This is a genomic window from Lentzea kentuckyensis (genome assembly GCF_002150765.1).
In the GTDB taxonomy this organism is placed as follows: domain Bacteria; phylum Actinomycetota; class Actinomycetes; order Mycobacteriales; family Pseudonocardiaceae; genus Lentzea; species Lentzea kentuckyensis.
Map to the genome: position 1 here is coordinate 1 of NZ_MUYM01000044.1, position 19,885 is coordinate 19,885.

Below are 19,885 nucleotides of genomic sequence, written 5' to 3' on the forward strand. Positions count from 1 at the left end.
GGGCGGGGGTGGTGTCCTGGCCCTTGCACGGCGGGCCCCAGAGGCCCAGGCCTGCTTTCGACGCTGCCTGCTCGGGTTCGGTCAGGACGGGGTCGTCCTGTTGCGCGCGCGAGGCGCCCTTGCTCACCGCGAGGGTGGCGTAGTCGCTGTTGTCGGCCAGCCGCAGGGAGATGGCCGACTCCGAGGCGCGGCTGTAGCGGACGGGCTTGCCGAGCAGGGTGTCCTGGGCGAACTTGAGCGCTCCCGCCGACCAGCACTCCGCCGGTGCCGCGAGGCCCAGCACGCGCGCCCGCAGGCCGTTGGACAGCAGCACGGTCCGGCTGTCGACGACCTCCTCGACGAGTTCCGGGGCCGGCGGCATGACGGTGACGACCTGAGGCGAGGACGACGGCGTCGTCGGTGGAGTGGCCGGTGGCGACGTTTCCGCGGCGCTCGTGGCACATGCGGCCACTACGAGAACGGCGAACGGCGTGTACAGGATCGGCCGGTGATGCAGCGGTCTCAAGGATCCCCCGGTGCTGAACTTCGCCCAGTGGCGGCTGGACGCGCAGCGTATGTCCACCCGGACGAGCGCGGGAAGCGCTTTCCCTGTGACGAAAGTCAGTTGTGACAATGAAACGTGCCATTCGACGCCGTTCGAATCGAACGGCGTCGAATGGCGTGGTCGATCAGTTGTAGTAGGCCCGGCAGTGCTGCGGCCTGATCTTCTGCGGTGCCACGCTCTCCAACGTCGGCACGACCGGCGCTATGGTGCCGTCGCGGTTGAACTTCAGCCGGTCGATCGTGGTCTCGCGGTGCGTGCCGTCCCCGCCAGGAATGCCGAAGCGGTGGTACACCAGGTACCAGTCGTCCGTCCCCGGCACCTGCAGCATCGAGCTGTGCCCGGTGCCGAGGACGCCGAGCTTCGGGTCCTTCTGCAGGATCAGGCCCTTGTTGGTGAACGGGCCGAGCGGGCTCGACGCCGTCGCGTAACCGACGCGGTAGTCCTCGCTGCGGGTGTCGTCGATGGACCAGCTCAGGTAGTAGGTGCCCTTGCGCTCCACCATGAACAGACCCTCGCGGAACCCGTCGAGGCCGTTGATCCGGGTGATCTTGGCCGGGTCGTACGACACCATGTCGGCGTTCAGCGGCACGACGTAGGCCTCACCGTTGCCCCAGTACAGGTACGCCTGACCGGACTTGTCGATGAACACCGCCGGGTCGATCGCCTGGCCGCCACCGGTGGGGTTCTTCGCGATCAGCGGCTGACCGGAGTCGACGAACGGGCCGGTCGGCGAGTCCGACACCGCGACACCGATCTTGGCCTCGGCGCAGAAGTAGAAGTAGTACTTCCCGTTGCGCTCGGCGATCGTCGGTGCCCAGGCCCGGCTGTCCGCCCAGCTGACGTCCGGGCCCAGGTCGAGGATGACGCCCTCGTTCTTCCAGTCGACGAGGTTCTTCGACGACCAGGCGGAGAACTTGGTGCCGCTCCAGCCGTCGAACCCGTCGGTGGTCGCGTAGATGTAGTAGGTGTCGCCGAACGCGATGATGTTCGGGTCGGCGTTGAAGCCCGGCAGCACCGGGCTGCGCATCTCGTGCGCCTCGACCGTCCACTCACGACGGTCGCCGGACGCGTTGGTGACCGTGAACTTCTTCGGCTTGCGCAGGTCGACCGTCCCACTCGGGGTGATCTTCGAACCGGGCGCGAGGCCGAACTTCGGGGTGAGCCTGCGCAGATCCGTGCCGGGCTTCACCGGCAGCACCACCGTGCCGGCCGCGGAGTCGATCACCGCGGGCGCCTTCAGCGACGCCAGCTCGACGGAACCGATGATCGTGCTGTTCGACGGCAGCCCGGCGACCTCCGCGCCTGACAGCGCGCGGTTGTAGAGCCGGACGTCCTTCATCCTGCCGACGAGGTTCTTGTCCCCGGAGTAGACCGAGCGGCCCAGGTAGTTCGCCGCCGTCACGCCGCCACCGATGTCGGACGGCTTGATGGTGACGTTCGTGTTGCGCGCCACCTCGACGCCGTCGAGATAGAGCACCTCCACCCCGTTGCCGACGGTCAGCGTCACGTTCTTCCAGACACCGCGCGGCAGCGCGCGGTTCGAGTTGACGCCCTGCTCGGTCGACCAGTTCCCGCTCGCGATCGCGCCGCGGTAGGTGTCACCGGTGCTGAACAGATAGCCGTTGCCCGTCCCGTTGCCGGCGGTGTTGCCGAACCCGTAGAGGAAGTACGGCGTCTGCTGCGCGGGATCCACCAGGACGTCGGCGGACACGGTGACCGCCGAGGCGCCGGTGAGCATGTTGTTCGGCAGCTGGACGTGCCCGCCGGCCAGCGTCAGCGCGCCGCCGGACCACGACGCGTTGCCGGCCAGCACGCCGTCGTAGCCGTGCCCGGTGGCGTCCGCGGCGACCGTCCCGGACGTGGCGTTGAGCGGCCAGTGCGCGACGAGCCCCTTCGCGTCCGCCTTGACCGGAGCCGGGGGAGCGGTCAGCCGGTTCAGCTCCGCCTGCGTCACCGGCAGCACCGTGCCGTGGCGCGGGGAGGCGGGCAGCTTGGCACCGGTCGACATGGTCCACTTGCCGGACGCGAGGTCGGTGGTCTCGAACGGCACGTAACCGCGGCCGCCGAACTCGTCGATGAACAGGTACCACTTGTTCTCGGTGTTGGACTTGAAGCCCGTCGGCCCCTCACCCGCGGAGAGCCCGGGGCTCGTCGAGGTGGCCTTGCCGATGCACTCCGCCACGAAGTCGTACTTCGGGTTGAGCAGGTCGGTCGACTTCTCCGCGGTGATGAACTTGCTGCACGGCGTCGTCGACGTGTTGTTCCGCTCGTCCTTGGTGTACCGGTAGTAGGTGCCCTTGTCCTCGATGATCGTCGAGTCGATCACGGAGTAACCGGGGTCGATCCACACCTTCGCCGGGCTGAACGTGACGAAGTCGCGCGTGGTCGCGTACATCATCCGGTTGTAGGTGTCGCCGGTGTGGTTCGGGTCGTTCTCCGCGAAGAGCTTCGACGCCCAGTAGACGACGTAAGTGCCGCGCTTGGCGTCCCAGAAGGCTTCCGGCGCCCACGTGTTGCCCGCGGTCGGCGGCGACACCTGGACGCTGCGCTGACGCGACCAGTGCGCGAGGTCGGTCGACTCCCACACCATGATCGACCGGCTGCCGTGGCGCTGCGCCGCGTCCCAGCCGTTGCCGCCGTTGATCTTCAGGTCCGTGGCCAGCAGGAAGAACTTGTCACCCTCGGGGGAGCGGAGGATGAACGGGTCGCGCACGCCGAGCTCACCGAGGCTCGACTTGAGGATCGGCTGGCCGTTGTTGAGCTCGGTGAAGCTGATCGGGTTGTTGCCGTTGCTGGCGGCCGCGTAGATCTGCTCGCCGTTCGGGCTTCCTTCACCGGTGAAGTAGAAGAAGCCGTAGCCGGCCAACGGTTCCTTGGCCGGCAGGGGCGCGACCGTGGCGGTGAGCCGGCGGGTGGTGCTCTGGTACCCGCGGCTCACCTTGGCGGTCAGCACGACCTTCGCGGGCTTCGCCCCGGTGGCCGGGCGGGTGACCTCGCCGGTCGGGGTGATCACCGACCGGTTCGACGACGTCCACGTGACCGTGGTGTCGTCGAGCCCGGTCGATGGCAGGGAGAGATGTCCGCGCACGTCATCGATGTTCGGCACGGACAGCGCCTCGGCGGCGGTCTTCACGACCGACTCGGCCGCGTTGGCGGGGACGGGAATCAAGGCGGCCGCCACCGCCACAACGACGCCGAAGCGACGCAGGGAGAACAACATCGTTGTTGTGCCTTCCGGTTTTTAAAAAGGGGGTCAGGCCCTTCTCTTGGTCCACACGTCGTAGGCGACCGCCACGAGCAGGACCAGTCCCTTCACGAGCATCACGCGCTCACTGGGCGCGCCGATCAGCGACATGCCGTTGTTGATCACGCCCATGATCAGGCCGCCGGTGATCGCGCCGACGACCTTGCCGACGCCGCCCTGGACGGCCGCGCCGCCGATGAACGCCGCCGCGATCGCGTCCAGCTCGAACGCCGTGCCCGCGGTCGGACCGGCCTGGTTGAGCCGGCCCGCGAAGATGACGCCCGCCAGCGCGGCCAGCACGCCCATGTTGACGAACACCCAGAACGTGACGGCCTTGACCTTCACGCCGGACAGCGTGGCGGCCTGCAGGTTGCCGCCGATCGAGTAGATGTGCCGTCCGAACACGGAGTTGTTGGCCATCAGCGAGTAGCCGAGCGCCAGCGCCGCGAGCAGCACCAGCACCCACGGCAGGTTGCGGAACCTGGCCAGCTGCACGACGACCGCCATCACGACGACGCCGACGCCCAGGATCTTGAGCACGAACAACGGCATCGGGTCGACGGTCTGGCCGTAGCCGAGCCTGGCCGCGCGCTTGCGCCACTGCGACAACGCGAACCCGGCGATGAAGACGAGGCCCGCGAGCAGGCTGACCAGGTCGGCACCGCCGAGCGGGCCGAGGCCGATGTTGCCGAGGTAGCCGCCGGTGAAGCCGTTGGACAGCGACCGGATCGCGTCCGGGAACGGCCCGATGCCCTGGTTGCCCAGCGTGGTCAGCGTCAGCGCGCGGAACACCAGCATGCCGGCCAGCGTCACGATGAACGCGGGAATGCCGAAGTAGGCGATCCAGTAGCCCTGCGCCGCACCGATGATCGCGCCCGCCACCAGGGTCAGCAGCACCGCGACCGGCCACGGGAGTCCCCATTGGACGGTCAGCACCGCGCAGATCGCACCCGTCAGCGCCACCGTCGAGCCGACCGAGAGGTCGATGTGCCCGCCGATGATCACCAGGATCATGCCGATCGCGAGGATCAGCACGTACGAGTTCTGCACGATGATGTTCGAGATGTTCTGCGGCTGCAGCAACGCACCGTCGGTCAGGAACGCGAACAGCACCACGATCAGCGCGAACGCGACGTAGATCCCCGACTGCCGCAGGTTGATCGACATGCGGCTGGACGGCGCCGACGGTGCGGCGACCGTGGGAGGCGCGGTCTTCGTGGTCATGAGTTCTGTCCTCGGGTCATGTACTGCATCAGGCGTTCCTGCGTGGCCTCCGCGCGGTCGAGCTCACCGGTGATCCGGCCTTCGGAGAGCGCGTAGACCCGGTCGCACAGGCCGAGCAGTTCGGGTAGTTCGGACGAGATCACCAGCACGGCCTTGCCCTGCGCGGCGAGCTCGTTGATGATCGAGTAGATCTCGTACTTCGCGCCGACGTCGATGCCACGGGTGGGCTCGTCGAGGATCAGCACGTCCGGGTCGGTGAACATCCACTTGGCCAGCACGACCTTCTGCTGGTTGCCGCCGGACAGCGTGCCGACCTGGGTCGACACCGCCGGCGTCCGGATGCCCATCGAGCGGCGGAACCGTTCCGCGACCGAGTACTCCTCGTTCTCGTTCACCCAGCCGCGGTTCGAGAGCTTGCCCAGCGCGGCGGCCGAGACGTTGCGCTGCACGCCCTCGATCAGGTTGAGGCCGTACCGCTTGCGGTCCTCGCTGACGTACGCGAGCCCGTGCCGGATGGCGGCCTGGACGGACCTGGTGTCGATCTCCACGCCGTCCTTCACGACCCGGCCGGAGATCCCGACACCGTACGACCGGCCGAACACGCTCATCGCGAGCTCGGTGCGGCCGGCGCCCATCAGCCCGGCGAGACCGACGATCTCCCCGCGCCGCACGGACAACGTGGCGTTGTCGACGACGACGCGGTCCGGCTGGGCCGGGCTGTGCACGGTCCAGTCCTCGATCCGCAGCACCTCGTCACCAATGTCGGGGGTGCGCGGCGGGAACCGGTGCTCCAGGTCGCGGCCGACCATGCCCGCGATGATCCGGTCCTCGCTGAGGCCCGCCGCCGGGAGCGTCTCGATGGTCTTGCCGTCGCGCAGCACCGTGACGGTGTCGGCGATCTTGGTGACCTCGTTGAGCTTGTGCGAGATGATCACCGAGGTGATGCCCTCGTCGCGCAGGCCGTCGAGCAGGTCCAGCAGGTGCTGCGAGTCGTCGTCGTTCAACGCCGCCGTCGGCTCGTCCAGGATCAGCAGACTGACCTCTTTGGACAGTGCCTTGGCGATCTCGACCAGCTGCTGCTTGCCGACGCCGAGGTCGTTGACCGGCGTCGTGGGGTTCTCCCGCAGGCCCACCCGGTCGAGCAGGGCCTGCGCCTCGTGGTTGGTGCGGTTCCAGTCGATGAAACCGCGACGCGACCTCTCGTTGCCCAGGAACAGATTCTCGGCGACCGAGAGCTGGCCGCACAGCGCGAGTTCCTGGTGGATGATCACGATGCCGCGGCGCTCGCTGTCGCGCACGCCGTGGAACGCGCAGGGCTCGCCGTCGAAGACGATCTCACCGTCGTACGTGCCGTGGGGATGCACCCCGGACAGCACCTTCATCAGCGTGGACTTGCCGGCGCCGTTTTCTCCGCAGATCGCGTGGATCTCACCGCGCCGCACGGTCAAGGAGACCTCGTGCAGCGCGGTGACACCCGCGAACCTCTTGGTGATGCCACGCATCGCCAGGATTTCGTCGGACACTTGATCTACCTGAGCTGGTCGGCGGTGTAGTAGCCGGAGTCGATCAGCTCTTTCTTGTAGTTGTCCTTGTCGACCGGGACGGGCTGCAGCAGGAACGACGGCACGACCTTGACGCCGTTGTCGTAGTCCTTGGTGTTGTTCACCTCGGGCTTGCCGCCCTTGAGCACCGCGTCGGCCATCTTCACCGTGACGTCGGCGAGCTGACGGGTGTCCTTGTGGATGGTCGAGTACTGCTCACCGGCGATGATCGACTTCACCGACGCGACCTCGGCGTCCTGACCCGTCACGATCGGGTACGGCTGGCCGGCGGCACCGTAGCCGCCGCTCTTGAGCGCGGACAGGATGCCGATCGAGATGCCGTCGTACGGGGAGAGCACGCCGTCGACCTTGGCACCGCCGTAGGTCGAGGTGAGGATGTCCTCCATCCGCTTCTGCGCGGTGGCCGGGTCCCAGCGCAGGATCGCGACGGTCTTGAAGTCCTTCTGGCCGGACTTCACGGTCAGCTTGCCCTGGTCGATGAGCGGCTGAAGCACGGACATGGCGCCGTTGAAGAAGAACGTGGCGTTGTTGTCGTCCGGCGAGCCCGCGAACAGCTCGACGTTGAACGGACCCTCGCCCCGCGTCTTCAGGCCCTTGAGGAGCGAGTTCGCCTGCTCCACGCCGACCTTGAAGTTGTCGAACGTCGCGTAGTAGTCGACGTTCGGGCTCTTGCGGATCAGCCGGTCGTACGCGACCACCGGGATCTTGGCGTCCGCCGCCTGCTGGAGCTGCGACGTGATCGCGGTGCCGTCGATCGAGGCGACGATCAGGAGCTTGGCACCCTTGGTGATCTGGTTCTCGATCTGGTTCGCCTGGGTGGGGATGTCGTTCTCGGCGTACTGCAGATCGACCTTGTATCCCTTCTCCTCCAAGGCCTTCTTGATGTTGTCGCCGTCGTGGATCCATCGTTCCGACGACCGGGTCGGCATGGTGACGCCCACCAGCGCGCCCTCGCTCGAACCGCTTTGCTGATCAATCGACTTCTCTGCCGAACCGCAGGCCGAGAGCGTGAGAACCAGCGCGGCGGCGGCGATGTGCGGGAACCTCATAGCGGGCGAGTGTTATCGCTAACATCGGGCTCGTCAAGGGCTTGTTAACTCTGAAACCAAATTGATGTTAGCGCTCACAGCGTGGTCGCGCGACTACCTGCGGCATGCTCGAGAGGCGTGGGGTTCGGCCGCTCCGGCACTGTACTGGGTCCGCGCGCGGTGAATGCAGGCCGTGCTGCCCTTGGGTGGCCAGCCTGAGCAGGTCGCGGAGATGTGGGAGATCGAATGCACCGGGACCTCGAACGGGACGCCCGGCGTGGTGGGCGCGGCGGTCGTGGGCATGGCCGATGACGCTCGCGGGTCAGCCTCGACGTCGATGGAGGTCATTTGCGGCCGCCCTCTGTCCACTGTGGACGCAGATGGTGGACAGAGGGGTGTCGAAACGCTTCGATCGCGATGTCGAGAGCCGTCGAACCGGTCAGACGCGCAGACCGCGGCGGATCGCCTCGACCTCGTCGGCGAACATCCGGCGCGAGATGGCCGCGCCCTCGACCAGCGACGAGCCGTGGAACGTGGCGGGGTACTGGCGCAACTCGGTCGGTACACCGGCGTGGGCGAGGCGGCGGGCGTACTCGATGCCCTCGTCACGCAGCGGGTCGTACTGGCAGGTGGACACGAACGCGGGCGGCAGGCCGGACAGGTCGGTCGCGCGGGCGGGTGCGGCGTACGGCGAGACGTCCTCGCCACCCGGTTCGGTGCCCAGGTAGGCGGTCCAGCTGTAGATCGCGTTCGGGCGGTTCCACAGCGGGGTGTCGACGTAGTCGCGCATCGACTCGGTGTCGAGGCGGTCGTCGAGCTCGGGGATGCCGAGGTACTGGAAGCAGAGCTCGGGGCCGCCGCGGTCCCGGGCCATCAGCACGGTTCCGGCGGTGAGGCCGCCGCCCGCGCTCTCGCCGCCGATGCCGAGTCGCGCCGGGTCGACGCCCAGCTCGCCGGCGTTCTTCGCGACCCACTGCAGTGCGGCGTAGCAGTCCTCGACAGGTGCCGGGAACGGGTGTTCGGGTGCCAGCCGGTAGTCGACCGACACGACGACGATGCCCAGCTGGTCCACCAGCTGCAGCACGTGCGACTCGAACATCTCGAGGTCGCCGAGGACGAACCCGCCGCCGTGGATGTAGACCAGGCCGGGCACCGGTTCCTGCCGGTTCGCCGGGCTGTAGACGCGCACCGGCACGTCCGGGGCGCCGTCCGGGCCGGGGACCGTGGTGTCGCGGACGTCGACGGGGTTCGCGGGTTCGTGACGCGGCGCGAGGTTCGCGAGTTGGGACTGCTGGGCGCGGGCGGCGAGCAGCGCGTCGTAGTCGGTCAGGCCGACCTGGGGCAGCATGTCGAGCCAGGGGAGGAGTTCGGCGTCGATGGCGTAGCTCATGCATGCATCCTCGGCTCGGTTCGGCGGTGCGGGCAGCCGACAGGTGGCGGGAGGTTCGGACGCCGGACCAGCCACCTGTCGGGGTTATGGTGACGGGATGAGAGGCCTGCTGCTGAGGTTGTCCGGGTTGGACGCCGACGCCGAGAGCGCGGTGCGGGTGATCGGGTTCTTCGATCGCCTCATCACCGAGCGCGCGGGCCTCGACGCGCTGGTGCGCAGCACGGCGGAACTGGCCGGCTGCCCGGCCGGTCTGCACGCGCCGGGTCAGGGGCTGACGCTGCGGGCCGATGCCGGTGGCGCGGTCACGGCGGGGCCGGTGCCGAAGAAGGCGGTGGTCCGGGGGCTCGAGGGCGGGGTCGAGGTCTGGGTCGCGCGCGAGGGTGCGCCCGCGCCGTTGGACGACATGTTGCTGGAGCGGTTCGCGATCGCCGCCGCGGTGTTGCTGGAGCACTCCAGCGTGCCGTTGCCGGAACTGGGCGATCCCGCGCTGATCGAGCTGGTGCTGTCCGAAGGCGTCGGCACGGCGGAACGATCACGGGCGCTGCACCTGCTCGGCATCGTCGCCACGGCGCCGTTGCGGGTGCTCGCGGCCGGCGGCGACGTCACCGGGCGGTCGGTGCTGCTGGGGAACGTGCGGGCGGTGCTCGCCACCGACGTTCCGGAGGTGGACGGACGCCTCGGCGTGGGGCCGTTGCTGCCGGCGATCGACGCGGCCAGGTCCTGGCAGGCCGCGCGGGTCGCGCTCAAGTACACATCGGACGGTGAGCCGGTGGTGTGGTGGGAGAAGCTGGGCAGTCTCGCGCACATCGCCGAGCGGCTGAGCCCCGCGGACCTCGCCGCGGTGCCCGACGTCCTGGCGCTCGACCGGCTGGCCGCCGAACCAGGTCTGATCACGGCGCTGGACGCGTTGTGCGGCACCGGATCGGTGCGCAAGGCCGCCGCCGCGGTACACCGGCACCACAGCACGATGACGGCCCGGCTGGCCCGGGCCGAGTCGATGCTCGGGTTCGAGCTCGACTCGGCGTCCGGACGGTTCAGGCTGCACCTGGCGTTGATGTTGCGACGGTTGCGCGACAACTCGGAGTGATCTCCTGCCGGTGCTGCCGGGCCTGCTTCGGCATGTTCCAGCCCAGCACGCCGACGAGCTCGCCGCCGCTGTGATACCGCGCCACGAACCGGCGTTCGGTCAGACTTCCCTCCACAACGGACATTCCCGGTCCCACGAACCCGTGGACGTGGATCTTCGCGTCGAACTGGTCGGTCCAGAAGTACGGCACGGGCGTGTACGGCTGATCGGCGCCGAGGATGTTGCCCGCGACGGCGATGGCCTGCTCGGCGGCGTTCGTCCGGTTCTCCAGCCGCACCAGTCTGCCGAGCGTCTCGTGGTGCCAGCGGGCGACGTCGCCGACGGCCCAGATGCCGTCGGCGGCACGGCAGCGGGAGTCGCACACGATGCCGTTGCCGAGCACGAGCCCGCTGTCCTGCAACCAGTCGGTCGCGGGAGCGGAGCCGAACGCCACGACGACGAGATCGGCGGGCAGCACCTCACCGGTCTCCAGCAGCACGCCCTGGTCCTCGACCGCGGTGACCGCCGCCCCGAGGCGCAGCTCGACGCCCTGGGAGGTGTGCAGTTCGGCGAGCAGTCCGGCGACCACCGGTCCGAGCTGGAGCGCCATCGGGGCCTGTTGCGGACCGGCCAGGGTGACCGCGACACCCATCTGACGCGCGGTCGCGGCGATCTCGGCGCCGAGCACGCCGTCTCCGACGACCACGGCCCGCGAACACTCGAGCAGCTTCGAGCGCAACGCCAGCGCGTCGTCGAGCGTCCGCAGCGTGGGCTGGCCGGGCAACGTGCGCGGTCGCAGCCCGGTGGCCAGCACGATGTCGTCGGCCTTGAGCACCCGGCCAGAGGCGGTGTGCACGGCTCGTTCGGCGACGTCGAGGTGCACCGCGGGATCGCCGAGCACGAACGTGGCGTCCAGCGCGGCGAGAGCTTCCGCCGAACGCAACTGCGCCCTGGCGGGTTCCCAGGTGCCGGACAGGACCTGTTTGGACAGCGGCGGCCGGTCGTAGGGCAGGTGCGGCTCGGCCCCGAGGATCGTCAGCGGGCCGGCGTACCCCTTGCGGCGCAACGCCTCGGCGGTGGCGAGCCCGGCGGCCGAGGCGCCGACGATCAGCGTCACGACGTCACCGAGATGGCGGCGGCCGGGCAGACGCTGGCGGCCTCGTGCACGAGCGAGTGCAGTTCGGCCGGCGGGGCCTCGTCGAGCAGCACCACGATGCCGTCCTCGTCGCGCTGGTCGAACACGTCGGGCGCGAGCAGCACGCAGGTACCGGCTCCGCAGCACTTGTCCTGGTCCACGGTGATCTTCACGAGGTGGTTCCTTCTACGAGTCGTTGGTGACCGGCGCGAGCCACAGCCCGACGAGGGCGTCGACGAGGCCGGTCGCGGCGTCGTGCCAGGTGGCACGCGGGGTCGGGGTGTGGTCGGCGAGGGCGCGCTCGCGTTCGCCGATCATGTGCACGAGCAGCTGGCGCGCCATGTCGTGACGCTCGGCCCGCACGTCGTCCGGTATGTCCGGTGTAGAGGCGTTCAGGCCTGCCAGGACCCGCACGAGCGACGGCGACGACTGCGTCTCCTCGACGATGATCGGCCGCAGCGTCGGGTCGGTCATGACCTGGGCGCCGAACCGCGCGAACCAGGTGGGGCTGCCGACCGTCGCCAGGTGCTCGGTGACCGGTCGCACCAGGCAGGAGAGCCACCAGCGCAGGTCCGCGCCGGGACCGGCGCTGGCGACCATGTCCTGGCGGATCTCCTCGATCTGCGCCAGGTGCTTGCGCGCGATCGCCCGGACGAGGTCGGCCTTGGTGCCGAAGTGATAGCCGACGGCCGTGTTGTTGCCCTGCCCGGCGGCCTCGCTGACCTGCCGGTTCGAGACAGCCAACACCCCGTGCTCGGCGAACAGGCGTTCCGCCGCCGCCAGGATCAGCTCACGGGTGGCGTGCACCCGCTCCGCCCGTGACGGGTTGTCGTCGACCTTGTCCATCAGATCACCATCGCACCGGTAGTTCCACGAGCCCGCCGACGACGAGCCCCTCGACTCGACGTAGATCTTCCACCGCGACCGCCAGGTCCAGCGACGGGAGCTTGCGCAGCAGCACCTCGAGCACCACCTGCAGCTCGGTGCGGGCCAGCGGCTGGCCGAGGCACGCGTGCGCGCCGGCGCCGAACGCCAGGTGCTGGTTGGGGCTGCGGCTCAGGTCCATTTCGGACGCACGGGCGAACGCGTCCTCGTCCCGGTTCGCCGCGGCCATGCTGCACATCGCGGTCGTGCCGCGCGGCAGGACGGTGCCGCCGATCTCGACGTCCTCGGTGAGGTAGCGGGACATGCCGACGCCCGCGTTGGCGTCCATCCGCAGCGACTCCTCGACGGCGGTGCGCACCAGCGACGGGTCGGCGAGCAGCGACTCCCAGCGGCTGCGGTCGGACAGCAGCATCGCCACCATCTTCGTGATCATGTTCGCGGTCGTCTCGTGCCCGGCGATCAGCAGTCCGATGCCAGTGGCGATCAGCGTCGCGTCGGACATCGGTTCCGGATCCGTGATCAACGCGCTGAGGACGTCCTCGCCCGGCGCCGCGCGCTTCAGAGCCACGTGCTCCGCCATGTACCGCGTGAACTCCTGCTCGGCGGCCTTCATCTCGGCGGCGCTGAAGCGGGTCATGCTGAGCATCACGTCGGACCAGTGCGAGAACCGGTCGCGGTCGGCGTCTGGCACGCCGAGCATGTCGCAGATCACCCACACCGGCAGCGGGAAACCGAGGCTCGCCTTGAGGTCCGCGGGCGCGCCCTTGGCGACCATGTCGTCGATCAGCTGCTCTGCCATCGCGCCGATGCCCGGCCGCAGCGCGTTCATCCGCTTGGCGGTGAACCACTTGCCGATGCCGCGCCGCCAGGTCAGGTGCGCCTCGCCGTGCTGCGGGATCACGCTCGCCATGTCGCTGTTGAAGATGCCGCCGTCCTCGGAGTCCGCGATGCGGGCGGAGTCGTCGCCGGGAGTGGGCCTCGTGAAGCGCGGGTCGGACAGGATCTGCCGCACGTCCTCGTGCCGGGTGAGCAGTGCGGCTTCGTCTCCACTGGCCAGTTTCACGTGTGCCACCGGGCATTTCGACCGCAGCTCAGCCCACTCGGCGGGCGGTTCGAGGGCGGCGTCGACCGGGAACGGGAAACGCGGCAGATCGTCTACTTCGGTCATCGGGGAGTTCCTTCGTGGTGGGAGGCGTCTCTTTTCCAACATGCCCACCCCGATGGTTTAAGTCAAGCGACTGACTTAGGATGGGTGACGTGCTCCTCGAAGAAACGCGACCGGTGACCCGGCCGAACGTGGTGGTGGCCGTGCTGGCGATGGGCGGCATCGTCGTCTCGCTGATGCAGACGCTGGTCATCCCGTTGTTGCCGAGATTTCCGCAGCTCCTGGGCTCGTCGCCGGCTGACACGGCCTGGGTGGTCACCTCGACGCTGCTCGCCAGCGCGGTCGCGACCCCCGTCGTCGGCCGGCTCGGCGACATGTACGGCAAGCGCCGGATGCTGCTGGTCAGCTTGTTCATGCTGGTGGTGGGCTCGGTGATCGCGGCGCTCAGCCACTCGCTGCTGCCGATGATCGCCGGACGCGTGGTGCAGGGCCTCGCGGTCGGGGTGATCCCGCTCGGCATCAGCATCATGCGTGACGAGCTGCCCCTGGAACGGCTGGCCGGGGCGACCGCGCTGATGAGCGCCTCGCTGGGTGTCGGCGGTGCGCTCGGCCTGCCCTCGGCGGCGTTCCTGGTCGAGCAGACCGACTGGCACATGCTGTTCTGGACGTCCGCGGCCGCCGGGGTGATCGTGCTGGTCGCGGTCCTGGTCGTGGTGCCGGAGTCGCCGGTGCGCAGCGGTGGCCGGTTCGACTTCCCCGGCGCGCTCGGGCTTTCGGTCGCGCTGATCTGCCTGCTGCTCGGCGTGTCCAAGGCGTCGGCCTGGAGCGCCGGTGCCACGACGGGCCTGTTCGTCACGGCGGCCGTGGTGCTGGCCGCGTGGGGCTGGTGGGAGCTGCGCTCGCCGCAGCCGTTGGTCGACCTGCGCACCACGGCACGTCGTCAGGTGCTGCTGACCAACATCGCCTCGGCGGTGTTCGCGTTCGCGATGTTCGCGCAGTCGTTGGTGCTGCCGCAGGTCCTGCAGCTGCCGGCGTCCACCGGCCACGGCCTCGGGCAGTCGTTGCTCGTCACCGGTCTCGTGCTGGTGCCGTCCGGTCTGGTCATGATGGCGATGGCACCGGTGTCCGCCCGGATCACGAAGGCCCGCGGCCCGCGCGCGACGTTGATGCTGGGCACCATCGTGGTCGCCGCGGGTTACGGCATGGGCGTTGTCCTGATGACCGCGGTGTGGCACCTCGTGATCGTCTCGGCCGTGATCGGCGCCGGCATCGGCCTGGGTTACGGCGCGATGCCCGCCCTGATCATGGGCGCCGTGCCGACGTCGGAAACGGCCGCCGCCAACAGCCTCAACACGCTGATGCGCGCGATCGGCACGTCGGTCTCCAGCGCGGTGGCGGGCGTCGTCCTCACGCAGGTGGCGATCCCGGTCAGCTTCAAGCTGATCATGGGCCTGGGCGCCGCGACCGCGCTCGTGGGGTGCGTGGTCGCGGCGTTCATCCCACGGGTCAGCCGAAGAACTCCGTGAGCTCACGGGCGACGGCGTCGGGCTGCTCCTCGGAGAGCCAGTGCCCGGCGTTGATCGCCACGACCTTCGAGGTGGTAGCGACGTTCGGCAGCGCCGCGACCATCTGGTCGTACGACAGGGCGGACGCGAGTCCCAGCACCGGTGGCGTCAGCTTCGCGTACGTCTTGCCGTCGGCGATGTCCTGGTGGAACGCCTTGTACCAGCCGTTGCCCGCCCGGATCGCGTCCGGCGAGTTGTAGGCCCGCGCGTAGATCTGCCTGGACCGCTCGTCGATCGCGTCCGGGTTGAACGCGGTGTTCGCGAACAGCCAGTCGAGCAGGAACCGGAACCGCCCGGCGAGCAACTGCTCCGGCAGCGTCTGGACCTGGTTGAACGCGAACCACCACAGGCTGAACTGGCCGGGCGGCGGCAGCAGCGGGATCTGGTAGTAGCCCTCGTCGGGGTGCAGCACGTCCATCAACGCCACTTTGCGCGTGGCGGCGGGGAAGTTGGCCGCGAAGCTGAACGCGACCTGGCTGCCGATGTCGTGCCCGGCGATGCCGACCTTCTCGTAGCCGAGCTTGCGGACCAGCTCGTGGATGTCGGTCGCCATCATCTTCTTGTCGTAGCCGCCCTGGGGCTTCTCCGACCCGCCCATGCCCCGCAGGTCGACCACGATCACCCGGAACCTCGTGGCGAGCGCGGGCATGATCTTGTGGTACTCCCACCACGTCTGCGGCCAGCCCGGCAGCAGCACGAGCGGCTCACCGCGCCCGCCGGTGACGTAGTGCAGGCGCACGCCGTTGACCTGCGCGTAGTTGTGCTGAAAACCGGGCAGGCTCGCCTCGCGGTTGTCCGCGGCCGCGACTCCGGTGCCCGCTCCCAGCGCGACGCCGGCACCTAACGCGAACACGCCGCGTCTGTTCAACTCTGCCATCTCAGACCCCCATCTGACGCCCGGCGCGCGCCGAGCAAGGGGTGCAGCCTAGTGCCGTAACCGGCAACCTTCGCCGCGTCTTCCGGCGCCCAGCAGGGCGCCTCGCGGCACCGGCCCCGCACCCGCAGCCAACCAGGATGAGGACGCGGGGCCGGCACCGCGATCCACCCGTCTGGACACCGAAATATGGGGCAAAGGCTGCCGGTTACGGCACTAGGTCGAGATGGTCAGGGAGTCAGGCGGTAAGCGACAGTTGGCCAGACCGAGCCCTTGATCTCCCGGTCCTGGTCGCGGTCCTGGTCGCGGACGAATCCGGCGCGTTCGGCCACCTTGCGGGAACCGGTGTTGTCGCGATGGGCCCACAGCCGCAGTTCGCCGACCTCGTGGTTGGCGAAGATCCAGGCCACGAACTCGGTGAGCGCTTTCGTCGCCAGGCCTCTGCCGCGGGCATTGGCGGTCACCAGGTAGGAGACATGTCCGACGCCGTCGTCGACGTCGACCGCCATGTTGCCGCAGCGCTCGCCGTCGTCCTCGATGCAGAACGACGCGACCGCCGGGTCCTTGGCCCGTTCCTCGATCGCCCGCGCGACCTGCTCCGCGGTGATCGTGGGCGGATCGGCGGTGAAGCGCTGGACTTCGGGATCCCTGGTGGCCTCGGCGTACCAGGCCGCGTCCTCGGCGGTGAACTCGCGCAGGATCATGAGAGCTCCGCCGAGTCGGTGAGGTTCAGCTTGCGCCGGGCGCGTTGGTAGAACGTCGTCATGCCGAGCCGCACCACTCGGGCGGCCGCGGCCCGGCCGCGCAGCGACACCCGGTCGCCCGGTTCGACGTAGCCCGCGACCTGGCCGTCCACCTCGACGGCGAGGCGGCCGCTGGACGGCAGCAGGTCGAGCTCGACGTCGTCGTTGACCGACAGCACTACGCCGCGGCTGTAGGCGGAGTGCGGGGCGGCCGGGGTGACGAGAAGAGCTTCGACGGACGGGCTGGTGATCGGGCCGCCCGCGCTGAAGCTGTACGCCGTGGAACCGGTCGGGGTCGCGACGATGACGGCGTCCGCGGCGTAGCTGACGAACGGCTGACCGGCCACGCGCACGGCCACCCGCGCGCTGCCGTCGCCGGGGACGCGGACGACGGCGATGTCGTTGAACGCGGTGACCTTCTGATCGTTGAAGATCGCGTCGACGGCGAGGCGGGGTTCGACGGTGAAGGCGTGGGCGTCGATCGCGCTCAGCGCGGCCGGCAGGTCCGGGACGTCGACCTCGGCCAGGAAGCCGAGTTTGCCCAGGTTGACGCCGAGGACCGGGGCCTTCTCGCCGTCGGCCAGGCGCATGGCGCGCAGCATCGTGCCGTCGCCGCCGAGGCTCACGACGAGGTCGGCGCGGCGGCCCAACTCCTCCGCCGAGACCGGGGTGGCCTCGCAGCGGAGTCGCTGGATCTCGTCCTTGATGCCGAGGATCTCGACACCGCGGTGAGTCGCCCAGCCGAGCACGGCCTCGACCGCGGCGGCGGAGTCTCGTTGGGGGTGCAGCACCAGACCGGCGGCGTGCACGTCAGCAGGTCCCCAGAACGAATGGCTTCTGTCGGGTCACGTTGCCAGTCTGCCGAATTCCCACGGGTCGTGTGCGCTGAAGAGCGTCACGTCCGTGGCGTGGTCGCGCGCGAGGGCCCTCAGCTTGGACTGTGTGTTGATCCTCTTGTCGTGGTCGACCTCGGACGTCGTCTGCACGATGTCGAGCAACGGGTGTGGTTCGGGGTTTTCGTCCAGTTCACGGTGGTAGTAGTAGGCGTCGCCGCAGTGCAGCAACCACCGTGAGCCGTCGTGCACCGCAACGCCGGCGTGGCCCGCGGTGTGGCCGCCCATTGGGATCAGCTTGATCTCCTCGGGGAGCCCGGCCGGTTGGACGGCGGTGAAGCCGAACCAGTCGTCGCCAGTGGACTCGTAGGTCCGCCACTGTGGACCGTGCGCCCAATGTGCCGGTCGGTAACGGCGGCTCGGCGCCTCGGCCACGGCTGCTCGCAGTTCGGCGGCCAGGACGTGGACCGCGGCCTGGGGGAAGTCCGGCAGGCCGCCGCAGTGGTCGACGTCGAGGTGGGTGACGAGGACGTGCCGGACGTCGCCGGGGTCGAAGCCTTTCCGTTCGATCTGCCGGATCGCGGTCTCGTTCTCGTCCAGCACCGGCTGGGCCATCTCGATCCAGGCGGGGTCCAGGGTGTCCGCGGGGTGGCGGACGTCGTCGAGGCCGAGTCCTGTCTCGACCAGGACCAGCCCGCTGTCCGTTTCGACGAGCAGGCAGTGGTTCACCGCCGGTGCGCTCGGCAGGCCTTCGTAGGTGGGCTCGATCTGGCGGACGGAACCGCAGTTCAGGTGGTGGATCTTCATGGGGACGAGAGTGCGACTTGAAGCGCGGTTCAAGTCAAGTCCTCGGCCGAACGGCTGATGCAGGCTCTTTCGAACCGGCCGTTCGGCGCGCCAGGCCGACCTTGAGGAGGAGTTCGCCGGCCCGCGCGGTTTCTAGGTTGGCCGCATGACCATCCTGCTAGCTGATCCGGTTGTGCGCGCCGTTCGCGTGCTCGACAACGGCGATCCGTTGGTGCCACTGGACTTCGCGACCGGCGTGCTGGTGCGGGAAGGCCTCGCGCGGCGTCTCGACGTGGCCCGCGCGGTGCTTCCGTCCGGTGTGGACCTGCGGGTGATCGAGGGGCACCGCAGCATCGCCGACCAGAGCGCGATCATCGAGCGGTACACCGCCGAGCTGCGCGAGCTCCATCCTTCGGCTGACGTGGTCGAGCTGGACCGGTTGTCGAGCCGGTTCGTCGCGCCGCTGGCCGTCGCGCCGCACGTCGCGGGTGCCGCTGTCGACCTGACGCTGGTCACCACGTCCGGCGCCGAGCTGTGGATGGGCACGGAGGTCGACGCCACTCCGGAGGAGAGCGACGGCCGGTGCTTCTTCGGCGCTCAGGTGGACGAGGAGGCGCGACACAACCGGACGGTGCTGGCCGACGCGCTGACCAGCGCCGGCCTGGTCAACTATCCGACCGAGTGGTGGCACTGGTCCTACGGCGACCGCTACTGGGCGCTGCTGAGCGGGGCGGACCACGCGCTGTACGGACCAGTGGAGGTGCCTGCGTGGGCGCGCTCGTGACGAGCATCCGCCAGGTCTCGGCGGCGCCCGCGCTCTCGGTCGACCTCGCCGCGGTGGCCGCCAACACCCGGCGGTTCATCTCGCTGGCCCGTGGTTCGGTGATGGCGGTGGTGAAAGCCGACGGGTTCGGGCACGGGCTCGGCGACGTCGCCCGCACCGCGGTGGCCGCGGGTGCCACCTGGATCGGGGTCACGTCGCTGGCCGAGGCGGTGGCGGTGCGCGAGTCCGGTGTGGACGTTCCAGTGCTGAGCTGGCTGAACCCGGTGGACGTCGACGTTTCGGTCGCGCTGCGACACGGGATCGACCTCAGCGTGCCGAGTCTGCGGCATCTCGCGGCGATCGAGGCCGGGCCGGTCCGGGTGCACCTGCAGCTGGACACCGGGATGGCGCGTGACGGTGCCGCGCCGCACGAGTGGCTGGCGTTGATGTCGGCGGCGCGCCGGGCGGAACTGGCCGGGAAGGTCTCGGTCGTCGGGGTGATGGGACATCTGCCGTGTGCCGACACGCCTGGGGTGAATGAGGTCGGACGGAAGGCGTTGCTGCGCGGGGTGGAGATGGCGCGGCAGGCGGGGTTGCGGCCGTCGGTGCGGCACCTGGCGGCGACGAGTGCGGCGTTGACGGACCCCGGCAGCCATCTGGACGTGGTCCGGATCGGCGCGGGTCTGGTGGGGATCGACCCGTCCGGGACCACCCGGCTGCGGTCCGCGTTGCGGTTCACGGCGCCGGTGGTGCAGGTGCGGAGGGTGGAGGCCGGCGTGGGGGTCGGCTACGGACACGCGTACGTGACTGAGCGCGCGACCACGTTGGCGCTGCTGCCGGTCGGCTATGCGGATGGGGTGCCGCGCGCTGCTTCCGGGCGGGCAGAGGTGTTCGTCGGAGGTCGTCGCCGGCCGGTCGTCGGGGTGATCTCGATGGACCAGGTCGTGGTGGACGTGGGGGACGGCTCCGGCGAAAGCACGGTGGTGCCGGGCGATGAGGCCGTGGTGTTCGGGCCGGGGGACGACGGCGAGCCGACGGTGGGGGACTGGGCTCGGTGGGCGGGGACGATCCCGCACGAGATCGTCACGGGGATCGGCACGCGGGTGCAGAGGTGTGTGCGGTGACTGTGGCTTCAGTG

General features: G+C 69.5%; 17 protein-coding genes and 1 pseudogene. 4 read left to right on the top strand and 14 right to left on the bottom strand.

Features of this window, described 5'->3' with window-relative positions; translation table 11 throughout:
• The 6 genes and pseudogenes from B0F77_RS21735 to B0F77_RS21760 form a co-directional block, all read right to left on the bottom strand.
• Window positions 1–505, bottom strand: a pseudogene (locus B0F77_RS21735) (hypothetical protein); the annotation flags it as partial.
• 163 nt (window positions 506–668) lie between these two features.
• Window positions 669–3,764: a family 43 glycosylhydrolase gene (locus tag B0F77_RS21740; RefSeq protein ID WP_086664800.1), complete on the bottom strand. Its 3,096-nt coding sequence runs from the start codon at window positions 3,762–3,764 to the stop codon at window positions 669–671.
• Between the two features lie 33 nt (window positions 3,765–3,797).
• The gene (mmsB, locus tag B0F77_RS21745) at window positions 3,798–5,012 is read right to left on the bottom strand and encodes a multiple monosaccharide ABC transporter permease (protein ID WP_086664801.1); all 1,215 of its coding nucleotides are present in this window, start codon (window positions 5,010–5,012) and stop codon (window positions 3,798–3,800) included.
• A complete protein-coding gene (mmsA, locus tag B0F77_RS21750; RefSeq protein ID WP_086664820.1) occupies window positions 5,009–6,514 on the bottom strand; it encodes a multiple monosaccharide ABC transporter ATP-binding protein in 1,506 nt (501 codons plus the stop codon). Before mmsA ends, mmsB begins: the two co-directional genes overlap by 4 nt.
• A gap of 26 nt (window positions 6,515–6,540) precedes the next feature.
• On the bottom strand, window positions 6,541–7,623 hold the full coding sequence (gene chvE, locus B0F77_RS21755; protein ID WP_086664802.1) for a multiple monosaccharide ABC transporter substrate-binding protein: 1,083 nt from the start codon (window positions 7,621–7,623) through the stop codon (window positions 6,541–6,543).
• A gap of 418 nt (window positions 7,624–8,041) precedes the next feature.
• Window positions 8,042–8,992, bottom strand: coding sequence for an alpha/beta hydrolase (locus B0F77_RS21760; protein WP_086664803.1), 951 nt, complete (start codon window positions 8,990–8,992; stop codon window positions 8,042–8,044).
• A 97-nt stretch (window positions 8,993–9,089) separates the two neighbouring features.
• Here B0F77_RS21760 and B0F77_RS21765 point away from each other — a divergent pair, with 97 nt between their 5' ends.
• Window positions 9,090–10,079: a helix-turn-helix domain-containing protein gene (locus tag B0F77_RS21765; protein WP_086664804.1), complete on the top strand. Its 990-nt coding sequence runs from the start codon at window positions 9,090–9,092 to the stop codon at window positions 10,077–10,079.
• Here the strand turns inward: B0F77_RS21765 and B0F77_RS21770 are convergent.
• The 4 genes from B0F77_RS21770 to B0F77_RS21785 are packed head-to-tail and all read right to left on the bottom strand — an operon-like array spanning window position 10,027 to window position 13,246.
• Window positions 10,027–11,166, bottom strand: coding sequence for an NAD(P)/FAD-dependent oxidoreductase (locus B0F77_RS21770; RefSeq protein WP_086664821.1), 1,140 nt, complete (start codon window positions 11,164–11,166; stop codon window positions 10,027–10,029). The two genes, B0F77_RS21765 and B0F77_RS21770, sit on opposite strands and share 53 nt — an antisense overlap.
• A 5-nt stretch (window positions 11,167–11,171) precedes the next feature.
• Entirely contained in the window at window positions 11,172–11,366 is a 195-nt protein-coding gene (locus B0F77_RS21775; protein ID WP_086664805.1) for a ferredoxin, read from the bottom strand.
• Between the two features lie 13 nt (window positions 11,367–11,379).
• On the bottom strand, window positions 11,380–12,039 hold the full coding sequence (locus B0F77_RS21780) for a TetR/AcrR family transcriptional regulator (protein ID WP_086664806.1): 660 nt from the start codon (window positions 12,037–12,039) through the stop codon (window positions 11,380–11,382).
• 4 nt (window positions 12,040–12,043) lie between these two features.
• Window positions 12,044–13,246 carry a cytochrome P450 gene (locus B0F77_RS21785; protein WP_086664807.1) on the bottom strand — a complete coding sequence of 401 codons (1,203 nt, stop codon included), beginning with the start codon at window positions 13,244–13,246 and terminating at the stop codon, window positions 12,044–12,046.
• Window positions 13,247–13,326: 80 nt separating this feature from the next.
• Between B0F77_RS21785 and B0F77_RS21790 the strand changes: the two genes are divergently transcribed.
• Window positions 13,327–14,709: an MFS transporter gene (locus B0F77_RS21790; RefSeq protein WP_086664808.1), complete on the top strand. Its 1,383-nt coding sequence runs from the start codon at window positions 13,327–13,329 to the stop codon at window positions 14,707–14,709.
• On the opposite strand, the gene B0F77_RS21795 is transcribed toward B0F77_RS21790, so the two are convergent.
• The 4 genes from B0F77_RS21795 to B0F77_RS21810 all read right to left on the bottom strand — a co-directional run bounded on the left by B0F77_RS21795 (window position 14,690) and on the right by B0F77_RS21810 (window position 18,005).
• Window positions 14,690–15,625, bottom strand: coding sequence for an alpha/beta fold hydrolase (locus B0F77_RS21795; RefSeq protein WP_086664809.1), 936 nt, complete (start codon window positions 15,623–15,625; stop codon window positions 14,690–14,692). The two genes, B0F77_RS21790 and B0F77_RS21795, sit on opposite strands and share 20 nt — an antisense overlap.
• 227 nt (window positions 15,626–15,852) lie before the next feature.
• Window positions 15,853–16,326: a GNAT family N-acetyltransferase gene (locus B0F77_RS21800; protein WP_086664810.1), complete on the bottom strand. Its 474-nt coding sequence runs from the start codon at window positions 16,324–16,326 to the stop codon at window positions 15,853–15,855.
• Window positions 16,323–17,174: an NAD(+)/NADH kinase gene (locus B0F77_RS21805; protein WP_086664811.1), complete on the bottom strand. Its 852-nt coding sequence runs from the start codon at window positions 17,172–17,174 to the stop codon at window positions 16,323–16,325. Before B0F77_RS21805 ends, B0F77_RS21800 begins: the two co-directional genes overlap by 4 nt.
• A 36-nt stretch (window positions 17,175–17,210) precedes the next feature.
• Complete coding sequence (locus B0F77_RS21810; protein WP_086664812.1) at window positions 17,211–18,005, bottom strand: MBL fold metallo-hydrolase; 795 nt, start codon at window positions 18,003–18,005, stop codon at window positions 17,211–17,213.
• Window positions 18,006–18,150: 145 nt separating this feature from the next.
• Here B0F77_RS21810 and B0F77_RS21815 point away from each other — a divergent pair, with 145 nt between their 5' ends.
• Together B0F77_RS21815 and alr are read left to right on the top strand one after the other, a co-directional pair.
• Entirely contained in the window at window positions 18,151–18,768 is a 618-nt protein-coding gene (locus B0F77_RS21815) for a M15 family metallopeptidase (protein ID WP_086664813.1), read from the top strand.
• Window positions 18,753–19,871 (top strand): alanine racemase, encoded by a 1,119-nt coding sequence (gene alr / locus B0F77_RS21820; RefSeq protein ID WP_245848524.1) that lies wholly within the window; start codon window positions 18,753–18,755, stop codon window positions 19,869–19,871. The genes B0F77_RS21815 and alr overlap by 16 nt, the downstream gene beginning before the upstream one ends.
• Window positions 19,872–19,885 lie beyond the last annotated feature (14 nt).

Excerpts from the sequence above, each read along its gene's own strand:
- B0F77_RS21800 (WP_086664810.1), bottom strand. The coding sequence starts at position 16,326 with ATGATCCTGCGCGAGTTCACCGCCGAGGACGCGGCCTGGTACGCCGAG.
- B0F77_RS21815 (WP_086664813.1), top strand. The coding sequence starts at position 18,151 with ATGACCATCCTGCTAGCTGATCCGGTTGTGCGCGCCGTTCGCGTGCTC.
- mmsB (WP_086664801.1), bottom strand. The coding sequence starts at position 5,012 with ATGACCACGAAGACCGCGCCTCCCACGGTCGCCGCACCGTCGGCGCCG.
- B0F77_RS21765 (WP_086664804.1), top strand. The coding sequence starts at position 9,090 with ATGAGAGGCCTGCTGCTGAGGTTGTCCGGGTTGGACGCCGACGCCGAG.
- B0F77_RS21810 (WP_086664812.1), bottom strand. The coding sequence starts at position 18,005 with ATGAAGATCCACCACCTGAACTGCGGTTCCGTCCGCCAGATCGAGCCC.
- B0F77_RS21795 (WP_086664809.1), bottom strand. The coding sequence starts at position 15,625 with ATGGCAGAGTTGAACAGACGCGGCGTGTTCGCGTTAGGTGCCGGCGTC.
- mmsA (WP_086664820.1), bottom strand. The coding sequence starts at position 6,514 with ATGCGTGGCATCACCAAGAGGTTCGCGGGTGTCACCGCGCTGCACGAG.
- chvE (WP_086664802.1), bottom strand. The coding sequence starts at position 7,623 with ATGAGGTTCCCGCACATCGCCGCCGCCGCGCTGGTTCTCACGCTCTCG.
- B0F77_RS21785 (WP_086664807.1), bottom strand. The coding sequence starts at position 13,246 with ATGACCGAAGTAGACGATCTGCCGCGTTTCCCGTTCCCGGTCGACGCC.
- B0F77_RS21760 (WP_086664803.1), bottom strand. The coding sequence starts at position 8,992 with ATGAGCTACGCCATCGACGCCGAACTCCTCCCCTGGCTCGACATGCTG.
- B0F77_RS21790 (WP_086664808.1), top strand. The coding sequence starts at position 13,327 with ATGGGTGACGTGCTCCTCGAAGAAACGCGACCGGTGACCCGGCCGAAC.
- B0F77_RS21740 (WP_086664800.1), bottom strand. The coding sequence starts at position 3,764 with ATGTTGTTCTCCCTGCGTCGCTTCGGCGTCGTTGTGGCGGTGGCGGCC.
- B0F77_RS21780 (WP_086664806.1), bottom strand. The coding sequence starts at position 12,039 with ATGGACAAGGTCGACGACAACCCGTCACGGGCGGAGCGGGTGCACGCC.